We start from the raw sequence: 22571 nt of genomic DNA, 5'->3' as shown, positions 1-22571 counted from the left end.
TTTCGCTAGCATTCGGGAATATCATTGTAACATACGAGCCTGCCGGATCATCAAATCCCATTTCCCACCAATTCTTACTCAGACCCTCGTTTTTTTTCTTTATCAAAAGCCATTTTCGACCGTTGCAACAGTTCTTCCAACTCATTGACAAAAACGTTGATATCTTTAAACTGCCGGTAGACAGAGGCAAACCGCACATACGAAACTTCATCAATGTCAACCAGCCGCTCCATCACCATTTCACCGATTTCCTTGGACGGGACTTCTGCCGCTCCGCATTGCCGCAACTTTCTTTCAATATCCACGACAAGGTCTTCCAGCCTGGCCAGCGGAACCGGCCTTTTTTCGCAGGCACGAATCAGGCCGCGAAGCAGCTTTTCACGGCTGAATTCTTCGCGGCTCCCGTCTTTTTTGATCACGATGAGTGGTTGTTCTTCAATCATTTCAAAAGTGGTGAAGCGCTGTTCGCACTTTTCGCATTCCCTGCGCCGGCGAATCGCCCTTCCTTCATGAACCGGGCGGGAGTCCAGGACACGGCTGCCATGATTTCCGCAAAACGGGCATCTCAAGTTTCATCATCTCCTCCTGACTTCGTCTGCTTTTGCGTCTGTGTGCGAACCACCCTTATCCTGAGCACAAATGTCATATTTCCATTTTAAATATTTGTTGACAGGTTTCAACCCATATTTTGTCACCGGTTGGACTCACTTCTGTTCCAACAAGGCTTCGATTTCGGGTGCAATCTTTTTGGGTGAGGTGGTCGGGGCAAAGCGTTTGACCACATTTCCTTGCCGGTCAACCAGGAATTTGGTGAAGTTCCATTTGATCTCTTTGTTCAACAATCCTTGTGCCGATTGGGTCAGGTATTTGAAAAGCGGATGTTGATTTTCCCCCTTCACATCCACTTTTTGAAACAAGGGAAAGGTGACACGGTAGTTGATTTCGCAAAAATTACGGATTTCTTCGTCCGTTCCCGGTTCCTGGTTCCCAAATTGGTTGCACGGAAAGCCCAGCACATAGAACCCGCGGCCGTGATATTTTTCATACAGTTCTTGCAAATCTTTGAATTGCGGGGCAAATCCGCACCGGGTCGCCGTATTGACGATCAACAGGACGTTCCCTTCATATTCTTTCAGAGATTGTTCCTCCCCTTGATTGGTGACAACGGTATATTCGTAAACACTCATGGTTCAACCTTCCTTTCATGGTATGTCACAGCTTCAGCGGTGTCCACCAGGCTTTGTAAGCTGTTACAATTTTATTTTCTCAAATGAGAAAAACCTTAAATAGAGAACATACATTCCATTTGTTTCATTAAATAAACAATCCGGTGAAACATCCGGTCAAAGCTCCCTATAAAAGGAAAAAGCTTGCAGAATCATTTTCCGCAAGCTTTTCATCCCGTCACACCGTCACTTTCGTCTTCATTTTTTCCCCGACATATTTGGCCAGGTCGACGACTCGGCAGGAATAACCCCACTCATTGTCATACCAAGCAAGGATTTTTACTTGCCGGTTGCCCATGACCATGGTCGACAAGGCATCCACGATGGATGAATGTTCGTTTCCGTTGAAATCGGAAGAAACCAGCGGCGCTTCACAAACATCCAAAATCCCTTTGAAACGGGTTTGGGCTGCATGTTTCAACGCTTGATTGACCTCTTCTTTGGTCACCGGTTTTTCCGTGTCCACCACCAAATCAATGACCGAAACGTTCGGTGTGGGAACCCGCAGGGCAAATCCGTTCAACTTCCCTTGCAGTTCGGGAATCACCAATCCCAATGCTTTGGCCGCCCCGGTTTTGGTCGGAATGATGGATTGCGCACAAGCGCGGGCCCTGCGCAGATCTTTATGCGGATTATCCAGGTTCTTCTGGTCATTGGTGTAGGCGTGAACCGTGGTCATCAACCCGTGAACAATCCCGAACGATTCGTGCAACACTTTGGCCACCGGTGCCAAGCCGTTGGTGGTGCAGGATGCATTCGAGATGATGTGATGCCGGTCCGGATCGTAATCGCTTTCATTGACTCCCATGACAACCGTGATGTCTTCATCTTTTCCGGGAGCGGTGATCACCACTTTTTTGGCGCCGGCGTTCAAATGTTTTTGCGCCCCTTCGCGATCCCGGAATTTTCCCGTCGCTTCCACCACAATGTCAATATCCAATTCGCGCCAGGGCAACTCTTCGGGGTTGCGGTTGGAAACCAGGCGGACTTCATGTCCGTCGACACAAAGACCGTGATCGGATACCGTCACATCTTTATGATATAATCCGTGAATTGTGTCATACTTAATCAAATGCGCCAAGGTTTCGGCCGGATAACTCGCATTCACGGCAACGACTTCGATTTCCGAAACTTCCATGGCTTTGCGAAAAACCATTCTTCCAATGCGCCCAAATCCGTTAATTGCGATACGAACTGCCATAATGGTATACCCCTTCCCATTTGTCACACTCTAATATTCACTTTTATTATAATAAGTATGTCACATTTTGCAACCAGCAGAAACAAAAAACCTGTTCCCGCAAAGGAACAGGTTTCAAGCCGTATTCATTTTTCTTGTTCCCTTTTGTATTCCTCAAATTCCCCTTGGTACAATTGTTTGTACTTCTCATAATAATAACTGACCCTGGTCACATAATGACGGGTCTCCCCAAAATTCTCCGGAATTTGTGTGACATTTTGCCGTGTGCCGTCCCAAACCCCTTGCTCCAACCATTTGTCGACACGGCCATGCCCGGCATTGTATGCGGCCATGACCGCCACTTTATTTCCGTTATACCGTTTGGTCAAGTAAGCAATATACCAGCTTCCCAATTGGATGTTGATGGCGGGGTCATACACATAATCTTTCAGCGCCGGTGAAAAGTTTCCGTTTTTGATGATAAAATCCGCAGTATCCGGCATAATTTGCATCAAACCCTGTGCCCCGACATGCGATTCCCTTTTTGGTTGAAATTTGGTTTCCACCCGGATAATCGCCATGACCAAAAAGGGATCGGCGTTGGTTTCAATCGCACTGTTAAAAATATATTCTTCGTATTTCAACGGATAGATCATCATGTTAAAAAGCGGGATGGCCACGATGACAAACACCAGCAACAAGATCAAAGCAATCATAATCGTGCGCTTGGGAGGCAGTGCATCCACAGCCGGCTTTACCCACTTTTTGAGATTAGTTGTTTCCATAACTGATCAACCTGTCTTTCCGTCTCTGACAAAGTTCCCCGATTGTCAATCACATAATCGGCATACTTCTTTTTCTCTTCGATATCCATCTGTGCGAGAATCCGTTTTTCCGCTTCCTCTTTGGAAAGTGCGTTTCGTTTCATTAATCGTTCCAATTGAATTTCTTTCGGTGTATATACTAAAATAACGGCTTCCACCCATTGCGTCAAATTCCCTTCAATCAGCAACGGGACATCCCAAATCAACAAATCCGGATCTTTCTCTTTTTTGATTTTTTCCGTTTTGGCACGCATGGAATCCACGATCAACGGATGCAACAACCGATTCAACTTTTCCCGTTCGGCAGGGTTTTGAAAAATTCTTGCTCCCAACCGTTCGCGATTCAGTTTCCCTTCCTCATCCAATATCCCGGGGCCGAACTCCCGGACAATCCGCGCCAACCCTTCGGTTCCCGGCTCAACCACTTCGCGGGCAATTTGGTCGGCATCGATGATTTCGGCTCCCTTTCGGCGAAACATCTCAGAAACCGTGCTTTTCCCGGTTGCGATGCTTCCCGTCAATCCCATCAACAACGTTTTTCACCGCCTTTTCACATGAATCGCATCATTCCGAGCAAAATCAAAATAACCCCCGGCATATAAGCCCAAAAGCGATTTTTTAAATTCTTGGCACAGGAAAACCCGATCCACATCCCCAGCCGTAAAAACAATGCACTCATCAACGCAATCGAAAAGGCCGTGGGAACGGGCGGGAACCCCATCATCGCCGCCCCGATGCCGGCGCCAAAAGCATCCAGGGACAAAGCCGTTCCCAACAAAAACGCTTCGGCGGAAGAAATGGATCCGGAATTATCCATATCTGCCATCACGGGAGTTTTTAACACCTTAACCACCAAGCCAAGCCGTTTGATTTGAAAAGTCCAGGTTTTTATCGATAAACAGGATGGACTCTCTGAACGGATTTCATCCTCATTCGTTTCTTTTAAATTCTTTTCCCCCTGCAAAATGATCCACAAGCCGAGGATGATCAATAAAACGGCTCCGAGTGCCTGTGTAAATACGGGGGAAAACAACGCAGAAATAAATTTCCCCATGCACATCCCCATGTAAAGCACGGCGCCGGAACATCCGGCAATGATGACGGTGGATACCAGGGGGATACGAATTTTTCTCAACCCGTAGGTTGTGCCCACTCCAAAACTGTCCAAACTGACGGCAAAAGCCAGCCCGATGATCAACCAACCATGCAACATCACTGATCCCCCTCATAAGATAGGCATTTGTTACCCCTATCTTATGAAGGAACGATCCATGAGGTCACCGTTGGCAATGAGAACACACGTGCGTTCCCCGTCCGGCCACAACCAACCGTTCAATCGGCCTTCCGCATTTGAGACAAGGTTCGTGTTTCCGGCCATAAACCTGGATTTTCATCTGGAACATTCCCATTTCGCCTTCCCCGTTCAAATAAGAACGGACAGAAGACCCTCCCAGTTCAATGGCTTCTTTCAGGGTTTGTTGAATGCTGTGGTACAATCGTTCCACTTCTTCTTCCTTTAATGACGAAGCCGTCCGGGTCGGATGAATCCCCGCCCGGAACAAAGATTCGTCCACATAGATATTTCCAAGCCCCGCGATATATTCCTGATTTAAAAGAACCGCTTTGATATTGCTTTTCCGTTTGGCGAGTAACGCCTGAAACCAGGGAAGCTGAAACGCATCCGTAAGCGGCTCCGGCCCCAGTTTCTTCAGCGGCAACTGCTCATCTTCTTCCCCGTATGCAAACAAGTGCATGGTGCCAAATTGCCGCACATCGCGATAGCGAAGCTCGGTGCCGTCCGTAAAGTGAAAAATGACATGAGTGTGCTTCTCGCAAGGCTCCCCTTGTTCCGCCAGACGATACTTTCCTTCCATACGCAGATGGGAAACCAGCACCAGCGGATCGCAGACGATTTTCAAAAACTTTCCCCGCCGGCCGATCCCGGAGATGGTTGTCCCGGCCAACATACTCCGAAAGGCCTCTGTGTCATCCGGACGTTTGATGATTCTGGGCAAGCGGATCGTCACATCTTCGATCTCTTTGCCGACGACCAATTTTTGCAAAGTTTTTCTGACTGTTTCAACCTCAGGTAATTCCGGCAATCGTTTCTCCTCCTATTTTGCTTCGTACCAATTGCTCCCGACACTCACTTGCACTTTCAGCGGCACCGATAACCGGACGGCTTGTTCCATCGTATTCCGAACCAATGCTTTCATGACCGTCAACTCTTCTTCGGGGACTTCAAAGATCAATTCGTCATGCACTTGCAAAAGCAACCGGCTTTTCAACCCTTTTTCGCGCATCAACCGGTCCACTTTCACCATCGCATGCTTGATAATATCCGCCGCCGTTCCCTGAATCGGTGTGTTCATGGCCGTCCGTTCGGCAAAACTCCGTTCCCCGAAGTTGCGGGCATTGATTTTGGGCAAATACCGGCGCCGGCCCAACATGGTGGTGACATAACCTTCTTTTTTGGCCTTTTCAATCGTGCTGTCCATATACTGTTTGACACCGGGATACGTTTCAAAATAACGCTCAATAAACAACTTGGCCTCTTTTTGCGGAATATCCAGCCCTTGAGCCAGGCCGTAACCGCTGATACCGTACACAATGCCGAAGTTGACGGCTTTGGCTTGCCTGCGCATTTGATCCGTCACTTCATCTTCCCCGACACCGAAAACATCCATGGCGGTTTGGGCGTGCACATCTTTATCTTCTTTGAATGCTTTTTGCAAATTTTGGTCTTCGGACAGATGGGCCAGGATTCTCAGTTCAATCTGGGAATAATCCGCAGACAGCATGTACCACCCTTCCTGAGAAGGGACAAAGACTTGGCGGATTTTTCGGCCTTCCTCCATCCGGATCGGGATGTTTTGCAGGTTCGGCTCCGTCGAACTCAACCGGCCGGTGGCCGTGACCGTTTGTTGAAATTGGGTGTGGATTTTTCCATCCGGCCCAATCTCTTTTTTTAATCCTTCTATATAAGTAGAATACAATTTTCCAACCTGGCGATAATGTAAAATTTTCTCGACAATTTCATGTTGCGGGGCCAATTTTTCCAGAACATCCGCACTGGTGGAGTAACCCGTTTTGGTTTTTTTGATCACGGGCAGCCCCAATTTTTCAAACAAGATTTCCCCCAGCTGCTTGGGAGAATTGATATTAAACGGCACTCCGGCAATGTCATGGATTTCTTCCTGCAACCGGTCCATCGACGCCTTCAATTCCCGGCCCAGCTCATCCAACCGTTCATGGTCCACCCGGACACCCCTTTGTTCCATGCCGGACAAAATGGAGGAAAGCGGCAGTTCCATTTCATACATGAGCGCATCCATTCCGACTTCTTGCACTTGTTCTTTCAGCACCGGGGTGAGCTGGTGAACAAACCGGGCTTTCCGCGAAAGATGTTCTGCCAGCTCATCCCCTACCAATTGACGGCGTTTGGCCCCTTTTCCATACACCTCTTCATCCGACGGCAAATAACCTTCCCCCCGTCGCTCCACGATCTCAGACAAAGCCGGATGCGAATCAGACGGATCCAGCAAATAAGCCGCCAACAGCACATCAAAAGCCATCCCGTCCACCTGAAGTCCGGCATGTTGTTGAAAGGCGGTTTGAATCGTTTTGGCATCGTAGACAAATTTCGTCTTTTTTGAATCGGAAAGCCAATCGCGAACCATTTGATTTTCCCTCACCAACCCGGCCGGCAAAACCAGCTGGGTTTCACCGTCGGAAACCGCCATGGCCAGAAATTCCCCTTTGATCGGATGCGGTTCGGTCATTTCAACCACGAGCGCCTTATCCCCTTTGGAAAAAAAGGACTCCCACGGGCCAAGCGCTTCACCGGTTTCAATCCGGTGATAAGAAATGCTTTTCAAATCCCGGTCATCCTTCCGTCCTTCTTGCGGGGACAAGCGGGAAAGCAACGTGTTAAACGACAGCTTCTTAAATAACGAAACGATTTTTTCTTCATCCCGCTCTTTCAAAGCCAGATCATCCAATTCCAGGGACAAGGGAACATCGGTAAAGATGGTGGCCAGCTTCTTGCTCAACAGCGCCTGCGCTTGATGTTCTTTCACTTTTTCGCGCAATTTTTTCCCCGGCAACTCATCGGCGTGTTCGATCACTTCTTCCACCGACGGATAGAGACGGAGCAATTTGAGAGCTGTCTTTTCCCCGACCCCCGGAATTCCAGGGATATTGTCCGAAGTATCCCCCATCAAGCCTTTGAGGTCGATGATTTGTTCCGGTTTTAATCCGTATTTCTCGTCGATCGCCTTTCTGTCATAGTGCTCCACTTCCGTGATGCCTTTTCGGGTCAACAACACATGCACCCGGTCATTCACCAATTGCAGCAAATCTTTATCCCCGCTGACAATCCGGATATCCAGGTCTTTGCGGTCACACGTTTTGGAAAGCGTCCCGATAATGTCATCCGCTTCATAGCCGCTTTCTTCAAAGTAAGGAATTTGAAAAGCATCCAAAACCTCTTTGATGAGGGGAAATTGCTCCCTCAGCTCGTTCGGCGTTTCTTTTCGCGTTCCCTTGTATTCCTGAAAATCTTTGTGCCGGAATGTGGTTTTCCCGGCATCAAACGCCACCAGCATGTGGGTCGGCTTTTCGTCTTCCAGGATTTTCATGAGCATCATGGTAAAACCGTACACCGCATTGGTATATTGCCCGCTGGCATTGGATAAAAGCGGCAACGCATAGTAAGCCCGGTACGCGATGCTGTTGCCGTCGATCAAAATCAATTTATCCACGCTATCTTCACACCTTTTCCCATCACGTTTTCAAACATAAACCTATTGTAACATGTCCAAAATTCCTCCTTCCAGTCAATTGGTAACAATATGCGAACAAACGATCTGGATCTGCGCCTTTTGGGAAAGGATTCCACAAAAAAGAAGGGGCAGCAACACCCCTTTCCGTTTGTTTGTCTGGTTTTCCCCTTTTGTCCACTGCTCTCTCCCGTCAATGCTTCCGGGCTGAACGGTTCCGGCCGCTTTCATACCGCCGGGTTTTTGCCCGTTGTTTCCCGGATGATCAATTCCGGGTTATACAAAATGCGTTGGCTTTGAAACCGGCCCGTTTGGATTTTGTCGATCAACAAATCCACCGCCGAATTTCCCAGTTCGGAGATCGGTTGGGCCACCGTGGTCAGGCGCGGGTAGGTGGCCCTTGCCAGAATGGTGTCATCAAAGCCGACCAAAGACAGCTGACCGGGAATGGGGATTCCTTTTTCTTTGGCCCCCAAAATCACGCCGATGGCCAACTGGTCATTGCAGGCAAAAATGGCGGTCGGCGGATCCGGCAGGCGGAAGAAGTCGGCCAAGGCTTTCATCCCGTTGGGAATCGAACCCCTGGTTTTGATCATATACTCCGGTTTCGGTTCAATGCCGTAAGTTTTAAGGGCTTGCAAATATCCTTCCGTCCGTTTCACGCTGGAAAGGGCCCATTGCTCACTGATGATGGCAATTTTGCAGTGCCCGTTTTGTAAATGGTGAATGGTTGCTTCATAGCCGCCTTTAAAGTCATCCACAATCACTTTCGGTGCATCGATGGACGGGTCGTCCTGCGTCAGCAACACCACCGGCAGCCGGTTTTGGATCAATTCGGCCAGGATGTTTTTATTTTGGAAGGTGGAACCGATGATAAAACCGTCGATCAGTTTGTTTTGTAACAGTTCCACATACTTCTTTTCCTTTTCTTCATTTTCACCGGTACTGCACAAAATCACACTGTAGCCCCGTTCATGCGCCCGGTTTTCGATGATTCCGGCAATTTCCGAGAAAAAGGGATTGGATATATCCGGCACCAACAACCCCACGGTTTTCGTCCCTTTTCCCATGAGCGCCGAAGCCATGATGTTCGGATGATAATTCAACTCTTCCATCGCTTTTTGGACCCGTCTTTTTGTTGAATCGCGCATATTGCCGGTTTGGTTGTTGATCACTTTTGAAACCGTTGCAATGGAAACGCCGGCTCTTTTCGCCACATCATAAATGGTTACTTTCATGTCCTTTGCCCCACTTCAAATCTTCACAATCTCTTTTGGATATAAGATATCATAATTTTTCAAAGACATGGCTGTATTTTTGCCGTGATCTTTTCCCTTTCCCGGCCGGATCCAGGAAGCTTTATTTCCCGGCGGGTGCAATGGATTTCATCCGAACCAAAGAAGCTGTTTCAAACGATTTTTTGCAAGCATAACCAAGCAAAGTGGGCTTGATGCCATCCTGAACGCGAACGGGCGGCCGGCGATGTTCCAAAATGCACCGGATAAATTCTTCCGCCTCGCTCAGATAAGCTTGTTCAAACCGCTCCAAAAATCCGTCGACGCATTGTTTCACCACACCGGTTTCGTTAAAAATCATCACCTGATTTTTCTCCGGCACCGTACCGATCCGGAGAGATCCCTTGGTGCCGATGATTTCGGTTTCAATATGATAGCCGTGTGCACAGTTACGGCCGGCCACAAAAATGCCCATCCGGTTGCCGGAAAAGCGCACCATCGCTGCTCCCGTTTCCGCATCACCCAATCCGGCGAATTCAGGCCGTGCATAACTCCCCCCGATGGCCCAGACTTCTTCCGGCTCCGCATTCAAAAACCAGCAAGCCAGATCAAAATCATGAACGGCCATATCCAAAAAGAGGCCCCCGCTGTCATGATTTTTGGCGTACTTCAAAAAGCTGTCCATCTGTCCGGCCGGATCCAACCCGTAACAACGAATCAAAACCGGATCCCCAATCTCCCCTCTGTCCATCATTTTTTTCGCATCGGAATAAGATCGGTCAAAGCGCCGCATAAATCCCGGCATGAAGACCTGATCCGGATACCGGGAAACGGCTTTTTCCACTCTTTCGGCTTCCGCCGGAGACAGGCCGATCGGCTTTTCGCTGAATACGTGGAACCCGGCTTTCAGGGCCTTTTCGATCTGTTCACAATGAAACGCCGACGGGGAAGCGATAAAGACCGCTTCCATTTCCCGGTTTCCGAGCATTTCATCATAATCCGTATAGCCATAAGGAATGCCCCATTTTTCTTGCACTTCTTTCACTTCTTCTTCCACAACGCTGCAAACCGCGATCAGTTCGCAACCGGGTATCCGGAAGGCCAGATTTTTCGCATGATGGTAACCCAGCCGGCCAAGCCCCACGATCCCGACTTTCACTTTTCTTTTCTTCATGATGCATTCCCGCTTTCGAAATGGTTTTTTCCATACCGGTCGCCCTCCACTTACAGACCGGTTTTTTGTTTGATGAACTTCCGGGCTTTCAGCGCATATTCCAACGGATTGGCTTTGGACGGATCCTGTTCGGCTTCCACAAGCAGCCAGCCCCGGTAGTTTGATTCAGACAATATATTGAAAATATCCGTAAAATCAATGCCGCCGTCGCCCGGCACGGTAAACACCCCTTCGCGGACCCCGTCCAGGAAGCTTAATTTTTCTGCTTTTACTTTGGCTGCAATCGGATCCCGGACATCCTTCAAATGGACATGTTTAATCCGGGGCAAATACCGTTTCAACACTTCGACCGGATCTTCGCCGGAAAGATACAGGTGTCCGGTATCATAGAGAAGGAACACCCGGTTTTGATCGGTCATGCTCATCAACCGGTCGATTTCCTCTGTGGTTTGCACCCCTGTCCCCATGTGGGGATGATACACCATTTTCATTCCCTTTTCCCGGGCCAGCCGGCCAAGGCGGTTAAGTCCCTCAGCCAGCCTGTCCCATTCTTCATCGGTAAAACGGGGTTTCGCGGCAAAAACAGGTTGCCCGGTCTTTCCCTGCACGCTGTGCCCCTGTTCGGAAACCACGATGACTTCGGCTCCCATTTCATACAAAAAATCACGGTGTTGGATAAACGCTTTTTCCGTCCGTTCATATGGCGCTGTGGTCAGATAAGCGCTGAACCAGGCTCCGGCAATTTCCAAATTCCTCAGCCCGAGCATTTTTTTCAGCAATGTGGTGTCGCGCGGATACTTATGTCCCACTTCGGTGCCCGCAAAGCCTGCCAACGCCATTTCACTGATACATTGTTCAAACGTGTTTTCCCGGCCGAGGTCCGGCATGTCATCATTGCTCCATCCGATGGGGGAAATCCCCAGTTTCACCGCGTCATTCTCAAACATCATAAATCCCTCCCGCGATGTCCGTCCATGCCCGGTCTCTTCAGTACTTTCTGGCCTTTTCCAACTCACTCAGGCGCTCCTGATAAGCTTTTTGGACGGATTCTTTTTTTGACACCTCGGCCACTCCGACATGCCACCAACTGCCATAACCCTTTGTCATGGTTTTGGGAAGTACCTTCACATCGATCAAGGTGGATACGCTTTGACGCTTGGAATCTTCCAGCGCCTGTTCCAAATCTTCCATGGTCCGCACCGTGTAGGTAACCGCGCCGTACGCCTCGGCATTTTTGGCAAAATCCACGTTCATGACAGGCCCGTCCAGCCGTTTCGATTTTTGGTCCCGCAAACGGAATTCCGTCAAAAAACTCCCCATCCCGTTGCTCATTTGCAGATTGTTAATGCAGCCAAAACCCGCATTGTCAAACAGGATGACATTGATTTTGAGCCCTTCTTGTATACTGGTGATCAATTCGGAATGGAGCATCATGTAACTTCCGTCGCCAACCATGGCATAGACTTCCTGATCCGGTCTCGCCATTTTCACTCCCAAAGCGGCAGCAATTTCATACCCCATGCATGAATAACCGTACTCCATGTGGTAAGTATCCGGCCGGGTGCTGACCCACATGCGTTGCAGATCCCCGGGCAAGCTGCCGGATGCACCGACCACGATCGCATCCTCATCGATCCGCTCATTCACTTTTCCCAACACGGCCGTCTGTGTCAAACCCGATTGAAAAGCTTCTTCGTATTCAGACAGCTTGTCATCCAGATGGCCTGAAATTTCCGGCCGGTAGTTTTCGGCATGAGAATCGGTCGACCAAAGACGTTGAAGCTCCTTCTCCCAATCTTTTTTCGCCTGTTCGATTTCCCCCTCGTAACCGGATTGATAACCGGCTTTTTCCAGTGTAATCCGAAGCTCTTCCAGCCCGGCCTTTGCATCCGCCACCATTTTGACGGCATCCAGTTTGGACGCATGAAAATCTGAAATGTTGAGGGTGACAAAATCAACGTGGCGGTTTTGGAACAGCTGTTTGGAGCCCGTTGTAAAATCGGTGAAACGGGTTCCCACCCCGATCACTAGGTCGGCCTCTTTAGCAATGCGGTTGGCCGCCAGGTTTCCCGTGACACCGATCCCTCCCAGATTGAGCGGGTGGGTGGACGGCAAGGCACTTTTTCCGGCCTGTGTCTCGGCAAAGGGAATGCGAAACGCCCGGGCGAACCGGTCCAGCGACTCACCGGCATCGGAGTACCGGACCCCGCCGCCGCAAATGATCAACGGCTTTTTCTTGTTTTTGAACAATGCCACGACTTGTTTCAATTCCAACTCGTCCGGTTTTCTCCTGATGAAGGTATGAACACGCTTTTTGAAAAAAGATTCCGGATAGTCATAAGCCTCAGCTTGGACATCCTGCGGCAAAGCAATCGTCACCGCCCCGGTTTCCGCCGGATCCGTCAACACACGGACTGCATGGAGCATGGCGGTCATCAGCTGCTCGGGCCGGGTCACCCGGTCCCAGTACTTGCTGACGGGGCGAAAAGCGTCATTGGTCGTCAAACCGGCATTATAAGGCTGCTCGATCTGCTGCAGGACCGGATCCGGTTGGCGGGTGGCAAAGGTGTCACCGGGCAAAAGAAGAAGCGGGATGTTGTTGGCGGTGGCCGTTGCCGCGGCCGTCACCATATTAGCCGACCCCGGCCCCACCGATGAAGTACAGGCGATTAACTTTCTGCGGCGGTTTTGTTTCGCAAACCCGATGGCCGCATGGGCCATTCCTTGCTCATTTCTGCCCTGGTAAACTTTTAAATCCCCCGGATCCTGTTCGAGGGCTTGTCCCAAACCGAGTACGTTTCCGTGACCAAAAATGGTGAAAATCCCGTGAAACAATTTCTCCTCTTTTCCATCCACCATCACATATTGACTGTTCAGGAATTTAACCAACGCTTGTGCCGTGGTCAGTCTCATTTTCTCTCCCCCCTGATTGCCGTTACTTGCGTATGGATCAGACCCAACGGCTGGTCACCACTTTTTTGCGGGTATAAAATTCCACACTGTCTTTCCCGTTGGCATGCAGATCCCCGTAAAAAGAATCTTTCCAACCGGAAAACGGGAAAAACGCCATCGGAGCCGGAACGCCGATATTGACGCCGAGCATCCCGGCATCAATCGATTCGCGAAATTTGCGCACGGCGCCGCCATCCCGGGTGTAAAGGCAAGCCCCGTTGGCAAAGCGCGACCGGTTGGCGATTTTTATGGCTTCATCCAAGTCGTGGACACGGACAATGGAAAGCACCGGGGCAAAAATTTCTTCTTTCCAGATCTTCATGTCTGTACGGACGTGGTCAAAAATGGTGGGCCCCAAAAAATAACCTTTTTCCCGGGCCTTTGGATCTTTCCGCCCGTCGCGGATCAATTTGGCCCCTTCTTTTTCACCTGCTTCAATGTATTTCAGTGTCCGTTCTTTGTGTTGTTCACGAATGACCGGCCCCAGGAAACTGTTCTCATCCATCCCGTTTCCGATCTTGATGTCGTCCGCCTTTTGCACCAGTTTTTGAATCAATTCGTCCGCAACCGCCTCTTCCACCGCCACCACGGCTGCCGCCATGCATCGTTCCCCGGCCGAACCAAATGCGGCATTGATAATCTGCGTGGCGGCATTTTCCAGGTCGGCATCTTTTAAAACGATCGAGTGGTTTTTGGCGCCGGCCAGCGCCTGAACCCGTTTTAAATTGGCTGTCCCCCGTTTGTAAACATATTCAGCCACCGGTTGGGAACCCACGAAGGAAATGCGGGGAACATCGGGATGATCCAGCAAGCCGTTAACCACCTCATGTGCCCCGTGCACAACATTGAGAACGCCTTTGGGCACCCCCGCTTCTTCCGCCAGTTCCACCAGACGGTTGGCGGTAAGCGGCGTCCGCTCGGACGGCTTTAAAATAAAGGTGTTGCCGAGTGCAATGGCGATCGGAAACATCCAGCACGGAACCATCATCGGAAAATTGAAGGGCGTGATCCCCCCGATCACCCCGACCGGATAACGATACACCGACGATTCCAGTTCACTGGCAATGGTGGCGAGATTTTCGCCCATCATCAGGGAAGGAGCTCCCGCGGCAAACTCGACATTCTCCATCCCCCGCTGCACTTCCCCTTTGGCTTCGCGCAAATTTTTCCCGTTTTCCATCGTGATCAAGGCCGCCAACTCATCCGCATGATCGGCGATCAATTGCTGGTATTTGAACAGGATGCGGGCCCGTTTTGGGACGGCAACGTTTTTCCAGGTTTCAAAGGCCTGTTTTGCCGCTTTCACTGCCCGATCAACTTCTTCCCGGGTGGAAAGAGGAACATACGCAATGACTTCCCCCGTGGCCGGATTGAAAACGGCTTCCTGTTTTCCCGAACCGGATTCCACCCATTCTCCATTGATATAGTTTTTCAATGTGCTCACCACAGTATTTGCCATATGAAAACCTCCAGTAAAATATGAAAATACTTCATCAGATACGACCCTTTGCCGGATCAATCATCCAGCTTTTCCGCCGTCCGGAGAAACGCATCCAACTCTTCCTTCGTCGGCATGGCTTCCGAACAGCTGTGCCGGGATATGACAATCGATGCCGAAGCGCTCCCGTACTCCATCGCCTCCGGAAGATCCCATCCGTTCAACAGGCCGTAGATCAAGGCCGCTGCATAACTGTCCCCTGCACCGAACGTTTTGAGCACTTTGGTTTTAAAAATTCCTCCCGTATGTGAATGGCCGTCTTTTGTATAAGCAACGGATCCCTTGGAGCCGTGTTTGATGACCACGATTTTGGCATGATAATCAAACCACTTGCGGGCGGTGTCTTGATCCGTTTTTTTCTCTTTGGCGAATGATTCCATGATGTCAAACTCGTCCCGGGTGCCGATGATGACATCACTTTTTTCCGTCGCCAAATGATAATAAATCGCCGTCTCTTGTTCCGAATTCCAGGTATACGGCCGGTAGTCCAGGTCAAAAAAGACGATCACCCCGTGTTTGCGGGCATAATGCAATGCGATAAACACCGCCTCACGCGACGGGCTTGCGGCAAGGGCCGTGCCGGAAATGAGCATCGCTTTGGCACTTCGGATATAATCTTCCGATATTTCCGACGGTTCCAGTTTCAAATCCGCAACATTATCCCGGTACATCAAAATGCTGCAGTCTTGCGGGCTTTTGATTTCTGTAAACGTCAGGCCGGTCACCGCCCCCGTCTTGTCCACAACGACACCGGAAGTATCCAGATTTTTCTCTTTCAAAAAACGAACGATGAACCTTCCCATCTGGTCATTGGAAACTTTTCCGACAAACCCGACATTCAATCCCAATTGCGCCGCGCCGATTGCAATATTTGCCGGCGAACCGCCCACATACTTGGTAAAAGACCGGACATTTTCCATCGGTTGATTGATCTGGTCCGAATTCAAGTCGATGGCCAGCCTGCCAACAGCAATCAGATCCAAGGGACGGCCGGCTTTGAAATCCAACTGATCCACATCGATCCCCCTGACCTCGCGATTTTGAAAAAAGCAGACTTGCATCCGCAAACTGTTATTTAAGCGCTTAACTTTTGAAAAATAATGATTTCCCTCTTTAAAACTTCTCAAACAACCACTCATGTTCCGAAGCATTTTTAAATTTCCAGGTCCGGACCGGTCCGGCCATCACGTTGAGGTAATAAGACTCATACCCCGGCACCGTTGTGACCGGATGGTAACCCTCCGGCACCAGAACCACATCCCCGTTTTCGATGCACATCGTTTCATCCAGCGAACGGTCGTCATTATAAACCCGCTGAAAGGCAAACCCATTTTCCGGATGAATTTTGTGATAATAGGTTTCCTCCAAGTATGATTCATGCGGAAGATTTTCCGTATCATGTTTATGCGGCGGATAACTTGAAGTGTTGCCGTCCGGGGTGAACACTTCCACCACAAGCAAGCTGTCCGCCTCCCGGTCCTCCGGAAGAATGTCATGAATTTGGCGGAACATCTTTCCGGATCCCCGGTTGGACTGCCTGACCTCTTCCGGGGCAATCAGCCTGGCCGGGAAAGTTCCCTTTCCGGGAGCCGAGCACACCGCCAATTCCAAATCCGTCAATGCTTCCACCTGATAGTGGTCTCCACTGGGAACATAAACAGAATAAGGCGGGATTTTTTCAAAAACACTCATCCGTTTGCCGATGCCCTGAAATTCCTTTTGCCCGGTTTTCACATTGGCTTTTCCTGACAACAACACCAGGCAAACTTCATGGGTGCCGGTTTTTCTTTTCAGCCGGTCCCCTTTTTTTAACCGATAAACCTCCAGTCCCACATACTTCCACCCTGCCGATTCCGGTGACACACAATGGATCCTGCCCTGTTGATCCGGATCATGGGGTTTCAGCAGCAAATGAGACACGATTTCCCCTCCTTTATAACAAATTAAAGCGCTTAACCTATTCTAAATAGAGTATATCGCATCCGTACTTTTTACACAATGATGAAAATACAGGATATATTCAGAAAAAAATCACTCATCCAATCCTCGCACTTTGACAGGTTTTCCGCTTTTAAGCGATGCTGTTGCAGCCTCGGCGATACGTTGGGCCATGATTCCATCTTTAAATGTGGTTTGAATGTCGCTGTCGTTTTCAATCGCCCGGATGAATTCTTTGACTTCCCGGTCAAAGGCTTCGTTGTACCTCTCCAAGAAAAAGTGAAGCAGATTGTCACTTTTTATCCCTTCCTCCGACCAACATTCCACTTTGGATTCCGTCTCGTTGTTCACATGTACCGCCCCTTTGGAGCCAAAAGCTTCCAGCCTCTGGTCATATCCATAAACCGCCCGGCGGCTGTTGTCAATCACGCCCATGGCCCCGTTTGCAAATTTCAACGTGATGACGGCGGTGTCCACATCCCCCCATTCGGCCAGTTTTGGATTGACCAAGGCCGCTCCATGCACAAAAACTTCTTCCACTTCCGTGCCGGAAATAAAGCGGGCCATATCAAAGTCATGGATGGTCATATCCATAAAGATGCCCCCGGAACGCGATACATAATCCAAAGAAGGTGGATTGGGATCTCTGGAGGTGATTTTCAAAACATGCAAATCACCGATGACTTTCTTTTCCACCCATTGCTTTACCTTGCGAAAGTTCCTGTCATACCGCCGGTTAAATCCCAGCTGAAATTTCACTCCCGCGGATTTCACCGCTTCATAAACCTCCAATGTTTCCTGATCGGAAAAACTGACGGGTTTCTCGCAAAAAATGTGTTTGCCCGCACCGGCAGCTTCTTTGATGATTTCAGCGTGAGTGTCCGTGGAGGAACAGATGAAAACCGCATCCAGTTCCGGATCATGGATCAGTTCTTTATAATTTTTTGTCAATCTTTCTGCCCCGCTTTCCCGGAACCAGTCTTCCAGCTGGTCGGCAAAGAGGTCGGAAACCGTTTTTAACCGGACATTGTCCATCTTTTTCAGATTGCTGACATGCAACTTTCCGATCCGTCCTGCTCCCACCACGCCAACCGTGATTTTTTTGCTCATAAATTATGCAGTCCTCCCTTTTTTATCTCCGGTTCACCCAAGGCCTTACCGGGCCAGTCCCAGCGGTGAAAACACCAAGTATGTCATCAGCACCGCCACCACCGCCAATGCCCCGACCCAACCGGCATGTTTCCATGGCGTCAAATCCACTTTGTGTTTGCCTTCCTGCAGCACAAAATGTTTGTCCGCCGGTTTGATTTTCCCGATCCACCATAAGATCAACACATCGGCCAAAAACAGGACGCTTAAGACATACAAATAATGAATGTGCGACAAAAACAAACTGGCCAAGGCATACGTCACAACATGGAAAGCAAATGTCACTTTCGCTCCGAAAGCGGTTACATTTTTGGAGTAAAACCCCAGGACAATGACCGCCAACAGCGGCATGCTGTACAAGCCGTTAAATTGTTGCACAACGTTATACAATCCGGTGGGCGCAAAAGAAATCAACGGAGCAATGACGATGGCAACCAATCCCACGATGACGGTGACGGCTTTTCCGGCTCTGGCCACTTGTCGATCCGTTGCGTTCGGGTTGAAAACCGGCTTGTAAAAGTCCAATGTAAAAAGGGTTGCCGTGGCATTCAATGCGCCGACAAACGAACTTAAAATCGCCCCGAAGATCACGGCTCCGAAAATCCCGTAGGCCCACCCGGGCAAAACCGCTGCCACCAAACTGGGATAAGCGTCATCCGGGGTGGAAAGGGAATTTCCAAACAAGTTAAATGCGATAATCCCCGGGAAAACAAGGAACAATGCGCCGATGATTTTAAAGAAACCGACATACAAGACCCCTTTTTGTCCTTCTTTGAGGTTTCTTCCGGCAAATGCTTTTTGGACAATCATCTGGTTTGTGCACCAATAAAACAAATTGTTGAAAAACATCCCGAAAAAAAGCGTCGGCCATGGAACAATTTTTGAATCGACTGCGCCGATGGCATTCAACATTTCCGGCGTATTGGTGCGGACCACATGGAATCCGTCCGTGAAACTTCCATTCCCCAGGACGATCAATCCCAACACCGGAATGGACAAGCCCCCGATCAAAAGCCCGACACCATACAAGGAATCGCTGAATGCGCCCAATGATAATCCGCCCATCAAAAGATAGGCCAACCCGATCATCCCGATCATTGCCGAAACCAAAGCAACCGACGCCAAAGCATCGATGCCCAGGGACTGATTCACGCGAAAAATTTTGTTAAACACCAGAGAGCCGGAATACAACACGACAGGCAAAAACGAAATCATATAAGTGAAAATAAACAAGATGGAAACGATTCGTTTGGTGGTGGTGTCATAGCGTTTCTCAATAAAATCGGATACGGTATCCACTCCATACTTCAAATACTTCGGCAAAAAAACCAACGCGAGCAAAACAATCGCAACCGCCGCTGTGACTTCCCAAGCCATGACTTCCATCCCCGCCATGTAACTCTGTCCGTTTTGCCCCACAATCTGCTCCGTGGACAAATTGGTCATGAGAATGGAACCGGCGATGGTGATTCCCGTCAAACTGCGTCCGCCGAGAAAGTACCCTTCGGAGCTGGTATTGTCAACGATGCGGCTTCTCTTGTAGGCAAAAATCCAGATGGCTGCGATGACCAAGATGAAAGACAGAATAGAGAAATAAAACAAGTCGTCTCTCTCCTCTGCTTGTTTTTTGACACAATCTGCAAAAACATCCCCTGAAAAGATCCGTTGTGTGGACAAAAAAACAGAAAACGCTTGATTTACAATAAGTAAAGCGCTTAACTTAAAGACAAAAAAGAAAAGGTTAACCCCATCCGACTCCCTTCGTCCTCTTTATCCCCTCCCTTTCTTTTCTTGCAAACGCTTTCTTACCTTTTAGTATAATTGCAATTATGTTTGAAATCAATGTATTTTTAGATTATTTTGTATCATCAGCTTGACAGTTTCATAAAAAAAGAGAGGGCTTTTCAGCTCTCTCTTTTCCCGCAGCTTGCAGGCTCCCCATCCTCATCCACCTGCCTCACACCTCCTCCAAAATGCCATCCTTTTGACTCCACCCATTCAAGAAAAGCATCCACAAACTCATCCAGATCCACGTTTTGATTTTGGTCATTGGCAAAAACACAACCGTCCACCAGTACTCCGATCTGTTTTTTCTTATCCGTATCCGTCCATCTCCTCCTCGCCAAGTTTATGCTTTTGAAACCGGCGGCTACTCTTTCATCCGCTCACCGGCACCTCTTTCCGCCCTCTTTCTGGGATTCAACACATCCATCAATCGTTGCCTGAGAAGCCTTTGGTTCTTCTCTTTCACTTTGTTTTTGAGCTCAAAAAGATTGGTTTCCTCAGGATCGATCAGTCCGGTTTTCCGGTAGAATTTCTCGATTTCATCGATCGTTCCCTTAATTTCTTCGGAAACCTTGCCAAACGACTCATCGATCTCCTCTTCCAAGACCAACAAGCCCAGATCCATTTTCATGGCAATCACCAGCTGTTCCAAGCTGACTTTCCTTGCTTTGGAAGCTTTCCTGTATTCATGCCACTCCGTGATCTGCTCCAAAGGGACATTTCCATAGTGTCTCCTGCCCATATTGATTTTGCTTGTCACTTCCAAATAGCAACTTGCCGTCCAATTTCCCAACAGGTCCATCACCGTGGGGGAGACGACCAGGTATTTGCTTCTGCAAAACTGGTAAAAATGCTCGATTTCCCTTTTCAAATTTGCCAGTGCATCATGATAAGCCGGCCGGACGGCCGTTCGCTCAAACTCCTGTTCAATCTTCTGCACCTTCTCCCAAATCCGGCTGTATGCCTCAAACTTTTGATCATACACTTTCTGGCTCATGACAGCCGTTTTCGACCGGTTGTAAATATAAAAGGTTGTGACCACCGTGAGCGCTGTCACCAAACTCTGTATCGCTCCTCCATATACCTCCGGACTGTTCAAAGCCTCCGGATCCAGCCCGAGGGATTTGAAAAAATCCTTGGTATGGGGGGAAATAAAAAATTTGAAATTGATGAATAAGAGCACGACAACAAAAGCGGCGATCCCCCATTTCACGGCTCTTTTCCATTTTTGCCTTCTCAAAATCTTCTGCCTCAATTTCCCGTCCATCGGCTCGGGGATGTCTAAAAAAAGCATCATGCATGACCTCCATTCATCGTTGACATGAGACATTATAAACTGCAAAATGTTCCAAAACATCCCCCTTGAACCATTTTTGGGACAACGGGAGCAAAACACAAATGAAAAAACAGGGAACATCACCGTCCCCTGCCTGTCCTTCTTGCTTTTTCCGGTCCCTTCCGGCTTCGAAAAATCCCGCAAAGAGGCCGAAAAAAACTGTTAATTCAAATCCATTTGTTTACCGGTTTCCATATATACAACACTTTCGGCAATATTGGTGGCATGGTCCGCGATTCTTTCCAAGTCGGATGCAATCTTCATCGCCATGAGTATCTTTCTGAGATCGGTGGCCACCGGTTGTTGGGTTGCAATCAGTTTGACCACGGTATCATCGATTTTTTTCCATCTCATCGACATGGTGGTCTTCCCGGATCACTTCTTGCGCCACCGTGACTTCTCTTTACTCAAAAGCCTTGAGCGCTTTGTGAATCGAAATTTCCACCTGCTCCCCCATCTTCAACAACATGGACTCCAGAGAGAAAAGAGTTAAAATAAAAATTCTTCATTCATTCAACTTCGGCTTTGGAAGTCGTGAAAGACTTCAGAGTATTGGCTTTGGAAATCATCAAAAAAGTCTTTTTACTCAATTGCTTTTGTGCAATTGGGACGATTAAAAGGGGAAATCCCCTTCATATATCACGCAAAATATAGCGGAAATGTTCCACTTCATAATCTTTATGCAATCAAGTTCAACAATTCTTCTCTCCTAATTTTCCTATCACTGCCTGCCGGATAATTTTCCAATAGGTATTGTTTTAAACGATCTGCCCATTCTTCTTGGTATCCGTCTACTTTTTTAATTTCTTGTGTAAACGCGTTTATCATTTCATCATCAACAATCTCAATAGAAAGCATAACCACACCATTCCGCCCAGCTATTGGCATCGCCATGGATCACATCCCAAGCACTAATTTCTTAATAATCCATTGAATTGTTCTATTTATAAATCATACGCCTGCTTTCTTCCATATACATAATGGCTTAAGCAGGCGTATTCCCAGCTTAAAGTTTTTTATCAATCCCATAATTAAGATTCAATAAGTGATGCTTTCATTTAAAAATCATTCCCAATCCAGATCATTGGAAAGCTCTCTCGTTTGGTAAAAATACTTCATCGCATGGACTACTTCTTGAAAACCCCCCAGATGAATATCTGCTATATCTGTTGCAATTTGACCTGTAGCTAAAAAAAAGTATTCATCAGGGTCTCCATTTGGGTTAAGCAAGGTATTAAAATCACCATTTTCATCAAAGAACTCAACAATATATACCCTTTGTCCTTTCTCTTCAATAAACTCTCCACCCGCTACTGTCATAAATCCAACATCTTCTATTTTTAGACTTGCTTGACTCACTTTCTTGCCATCCAGACTTTCCAAGACTTCATAAACTTTTTCCCAAGTTGGATTTGAAATTACTTTTGATTTATTTTGAATACTTAATTCATAATTTTTCAATATATACCACCTACCGATGATGTAGGAGGGTA

22 protein-coding genes are annotated in these 22571 nt (G+C 48.4%); all 22 read right to left on the bottom strand.

Going from position 1 to position 22571, the window contains the following annotated elements; translation table 11 throughout:
- Positions 1-74: 74 nt before the first annotated feature.
- Positions 75-569: a transcriptional regulator NrdR gene (gene nrdR / locus H1R82_RS09465; protein WP_181731990.1), complete on the bottom strand. Its 495-nt coding sequence runs from the start codon at positions 567-569 to the stop codon at positions 75-77.
- A gap of 135 nt (positions 570-704) precedes the next feature.
- Entirely contained in the window at positions 705-1187 is a 483-nt protein-coding gene (locus H1R82_RS09460) for a glutathione peroxidase (protein ID WP_181731991.1), read from the bottom strand.
- Between the two features lie 217 nt (positions 1188-1404).
- Positions 1405-2427 (bottom strand): glyceraldehyde-3-phosphate dehydrogenase, encoded by a 1023-nt coding sequence (locus tag H1R82_RS09455; RefSeq protein WP_181731992.1) that lies wholly within the window; start codon positions 2425-2427, stop codon positions 1405-1407.
- Between the two features lie 125 nt (positions 2428-2552).
- A complete protein-coding gene (locus tag H1R82_RS09450; protein WP_181731993.1) occupies positions 2553-3191 on the bottom strand; it encodes a lytic transglycosylase domain-containing protein in 639 nt (212 codons plus the stop codon).
- Positions 3161-3757 (bottom strand): dephospho-CoA kinase, encoded by a 597-nt coding sequence (gene coaE, locus H1R82_RS09445; protein WP_309544814.1) that lies wholly within the window; start codon positions 3755-3757, stop codon positions 3161-3163. Before coaE ends, H1R82_RS09450 begins: the two co-directional genes overlap by 31 nt.
- A gap of 23 nt (positions 3758-3780) precedes the next feature.
- On the bottom strand, positions 3781-4443 hold the full coding sequence (gene ytaF / locus H1R82_RS09440) for a sporulation membrane protein YtaF (RefSeq protein WP_181731995.1): 663 nt from the start codon (positions 4441-4443) through the stop codon (positions 3781-3783).
- 64 nt (positions 4444-4507) lie between these two features.
- Entirely contained in the window at positions 4508-5332 is an 825-nt protein-coding gene (gene mutM, locus H1R82_RS09435) for a DNA-formamidopyrimidine glycosylase (protein ID WP_181731996.1), read from the bottom strand.
- Positions 5333-5344: 12 nt separating this feature from the next.
- The gene (gene polA, locus H1R82_RS09430; RefSeq protein ID WP_181731997.1) at positions 5345-7993 is read right to left on the bottom strand and encodes a DNA polymerase I; all 2649 of its coding nucleotides are present in this window, start codon (positions 7991-7993) and stop codon (positions 5345-5347) included.
- 245 nt (positions 7994-8238) lie between these two features.
- Positions 8239-9249 (bottom strand): LacI family DNA-binding transcriptional regulator, encoded by a 1011-nt coding sequence (locus H1R82_RS09425; protein WP_181731998.1) that lies wholly within the window; start codon positions 9247-9249, stop codon positions 8239-8241.
- A 121-nt stretch (positions 9250-9370) separates the two neighbouring features.
- Positions 9371-10420: a Gfo/Idh/MocA family oxidoreductase gene (locus H1R82_RS09420; RefSeq protein WP_049719790.1), complete on the bottom strand. Its 1050-nt coding sequence runs from the start codon at positions 10418-10420 to the stop codon at positions 9371-9373.
- A gap of 50 nt (positions 10421-10470) precedes the next feature.
- On the bottom strand, positions 10471-11367 hold the full coding sequence (iolE, locus tag H1R82_RS09415; protein WP_181731999.1) for a myo-inosose-2 dehydratase: 897 nt from the start codon (positions 11365-11367) through the stop codon (positions 10471-10473).
- Between the two features lie 40 nt (positions 11368-11407).
- Entirely contained in the window at positions 11408-13333 is a 1926-nt protein-coding gene (gene iolD / locus H1R82_RS09410; RefSeq protein ID WP_181732000.1) for a 3D-(3,5/4)-trihydroxycyclohexane-1,2-dione acylhydrolase (decyclizing), read from the bottom strand.
- Between the two features lie 37 nt (positions 13334-13370).
- Positions 13371-14831, bottom strand: a complete 1461-nt coding sequence (locus H1R82_RS09405; RefSeq protein WP_049719787.1) for a CoA-acylating methylmalonate-semialdehyde dehydrogenase — start codon at positions 14829-14831, stop codon at positions 13371-13373.
- A gap of 56 nt (positions 14832-14887) precedes the next feature.
- On the bottom strand, positions 14888-15886 hold the full coding sequence (gene iolC / locus H1R82_RS09400; protein WP_181732001.1) for a 5-dehydro-2-deoxygluconokinase: 999 nt from the start codon (positions 15884-15886) through the stop codon (positions 14888-14890).
- Between the two features lie 97 nt (positions 15887-15983).
- Positions 15984-16790 (bottom strand): 5-deoxy-glucuronate isomerase, encoded by an 807-nt coding sequence (iolB, locus tag H1R82_RS09395; protein WP_181732002.1) that lies wholly within the window; start codon positions 16788-16790, stop codon positions 15984-15986.
- 111 nt (positions 16791-16901) lie between these two features.
- A complete protein-coding gene (gene iolG / locus H1R82_RS09390; protein ID WP_181732003.1) occupies positions 16902-17918 on the bottom strand; it encodes an inositol 2-dehydrogenase in 1017 nt (338 codons plus the stop codon).
- Between the two features lie 45 nt (positions 17919-17963).
- Positions 17964-19559, bottom strand: coding sequence for a solute:sodium symporter family transporter (locus H1R82_RS09385; protein WP_181732004.1), 1596 nt, complete (start codon positions 19557-19559; stop codon positions 17964-17966).
- A 302-nt stretch (positions 19560-19861) separates the two neighbouring features.
- Positions 19862-20083, bottom strand: a complete 222-nt coding sequence (locus H1R82_RS09380) for a hypothetical protein (RefSeq protein ID WP_220215022.1) — start codon at positions 20081-20083, stop codon at positions 19862-19864.
- A 23-nt stretch (positions 20084-20106) separates the two neighbouring features.
- A complete protein-coding gene (locus tag H1R82_RS09375) occupies positions 20107-21039 on the bottom strand; it encodes a type 2 periplasmic-binding domain-containing protein (protein WP_181732005.1) in 933 nt (310 codons plus the stop codon).
- 201 nt (positions 21040-21240) lie between these two features.
- Positions 21241-21438 (bottom strand): phosphate signaling complex PhoU family protein, encoded by a 198-nt coding sequence (locus H1R82_RS09370; RefSeq protein WP_181732006.1) that lies wholly within the window; start codon positions 21436-21438, stop codon positions 21241-21243.
- A 318-nt stretch (positions 21439-21756) separates the two neighbouring features.
- Positions 21757-21972, bottom strand: coding sequence for a hypothetical protein (locus tag H1R82_RS09365; protein WP_181732007.1), 216 nt, complete (start codon positions 21970-21972; stop codon positions 21757-21759).
- 171 nt (positions 21973-22143) lie between these two features.
- Entirely contained in the window at positions 22144-22539 is a 396-nt protein-coding gene (locus tag H1R82_RS09360) for a hypothetical protein (protein ID WP_181732008.1), read from the bottom strand.
- Positions 22540-22571 lie beyond the last annotated feature (32 nt).

The organism is Thermoactinomyces intermedius (assembly GCF_013912365.1).
Lineage (GTDB): Bacteria > Bacillota > Bacilli > Thermoactinomycetales > Thermoactinomycetaceae > Thermoactinomyces > Thermoactinomyces intermedius.
The sequence above is the reverse complement of the archived record's forward strand: the minus strand, read 5'-3'. Positions and strand labels throughout refer to the sequence as shown.

Excerpts from the sequence above, each read along its gene's own strand:
- H1R82_RS09365 (WP_181732007.1), bottom strand. The coding sequence starts at position 21,972 with ATGGCGATGCCAATAGCTGGGCGGAATGGTGTGGTTATGCTTTCTATT.
- H1R82_RS09375 (WP_181732005.1), bottom strand. The coding sequence starts at position 21,039 with ATGATGCTTTTTTTAGACATCCCCGAGCCGATGGACGGGAAATTGAGG.
- iolE (WP_181731999.1), bottom strand. The coding sequence starts at position 11,367 with ATGTTTGAGAATGACGCGGTGAAACTGGGGATTTCCCCCATCGGATGG.
- H1R82_RS09450 (WP_181731993.1), bottom strand. The coding sequence starts at position 3,191 with ATGGAAACAACTAATCTCAAAAAGTGGGTAAAGCCGGCTGTGGATGCA.
- H1R82_RS09425 (WP_181731998.1), bottom strand. The coding sequence starts at position 9,249 with ATGAAAGTAACCATTTATGATGTGGCGAAAAGAGCCGGCGTTTCCATT.
- H1R82_RS09460 (WP_181731991.1), bottom strand. The coding sequence starts at position 1,187 with ATGAGTGTTTACGAATATACCGTTGTCACCAATCAAGGGGAGGAACAA.
- H1R82_RS09420 (WP_049719790.1), bottom strand. The coding sequence starts at position 10,420 with ATGAAGAAAAGAAAAGTGAAAGTCGGGATCGTGGGGCTTGGCCGGCTG.
- H1R82_RS09405 (WP_049719787.1), bottom strand. The coding sequence starts at position 14,831 with ATGGCAAATACTGTGGTGAGCACATTGAAAAACTATATCAATGGAGAA.
- coaE (WP_309544814.1), bottom strand. The coding sequence starts at position 3,757 with ATGGGATTGACGGGAAGCATCGCAACCGGGAAAAGCACGGTTTCTGAG.
- iolD (WP_181732000.1), bottom strand. The coding sequence starts at position 13,333 with ATGAGACTGACCACGGCACAAGCGTTGGTTAAATTCCTGAACAGTCAA.
- H1R82_RS09370 (WP_181732006.1), bottom strand. The coding sequence starts at position 21,438 with ATGTCGATGAGATGGAAAAAAATCGATGATACCGTGGTCAAACTGATT.
- ytaF (WP_181731995.1), bottom strand. The coding sequence starts at position 4,443 with ATGTTGCATGGTTGGTTGATCATCGGGCTGGCTTTTGCCGTCAGTTTG.
- iolG (WP_181732003.1), bottom strand. The coding sequence starts at position 17,918 with ATGAGCAAAAAAATCACGGTTGGCGTGGTGGGAGCAGGACGGATCGGA.
- H1R82_RS09455 (WP_181731992.1), bottom strand. The coding sequence starts at position 2,427 with ATGGCAGTTCGTATCGCAATTAACGGATTTGGGCGCATTGGAAGAATG.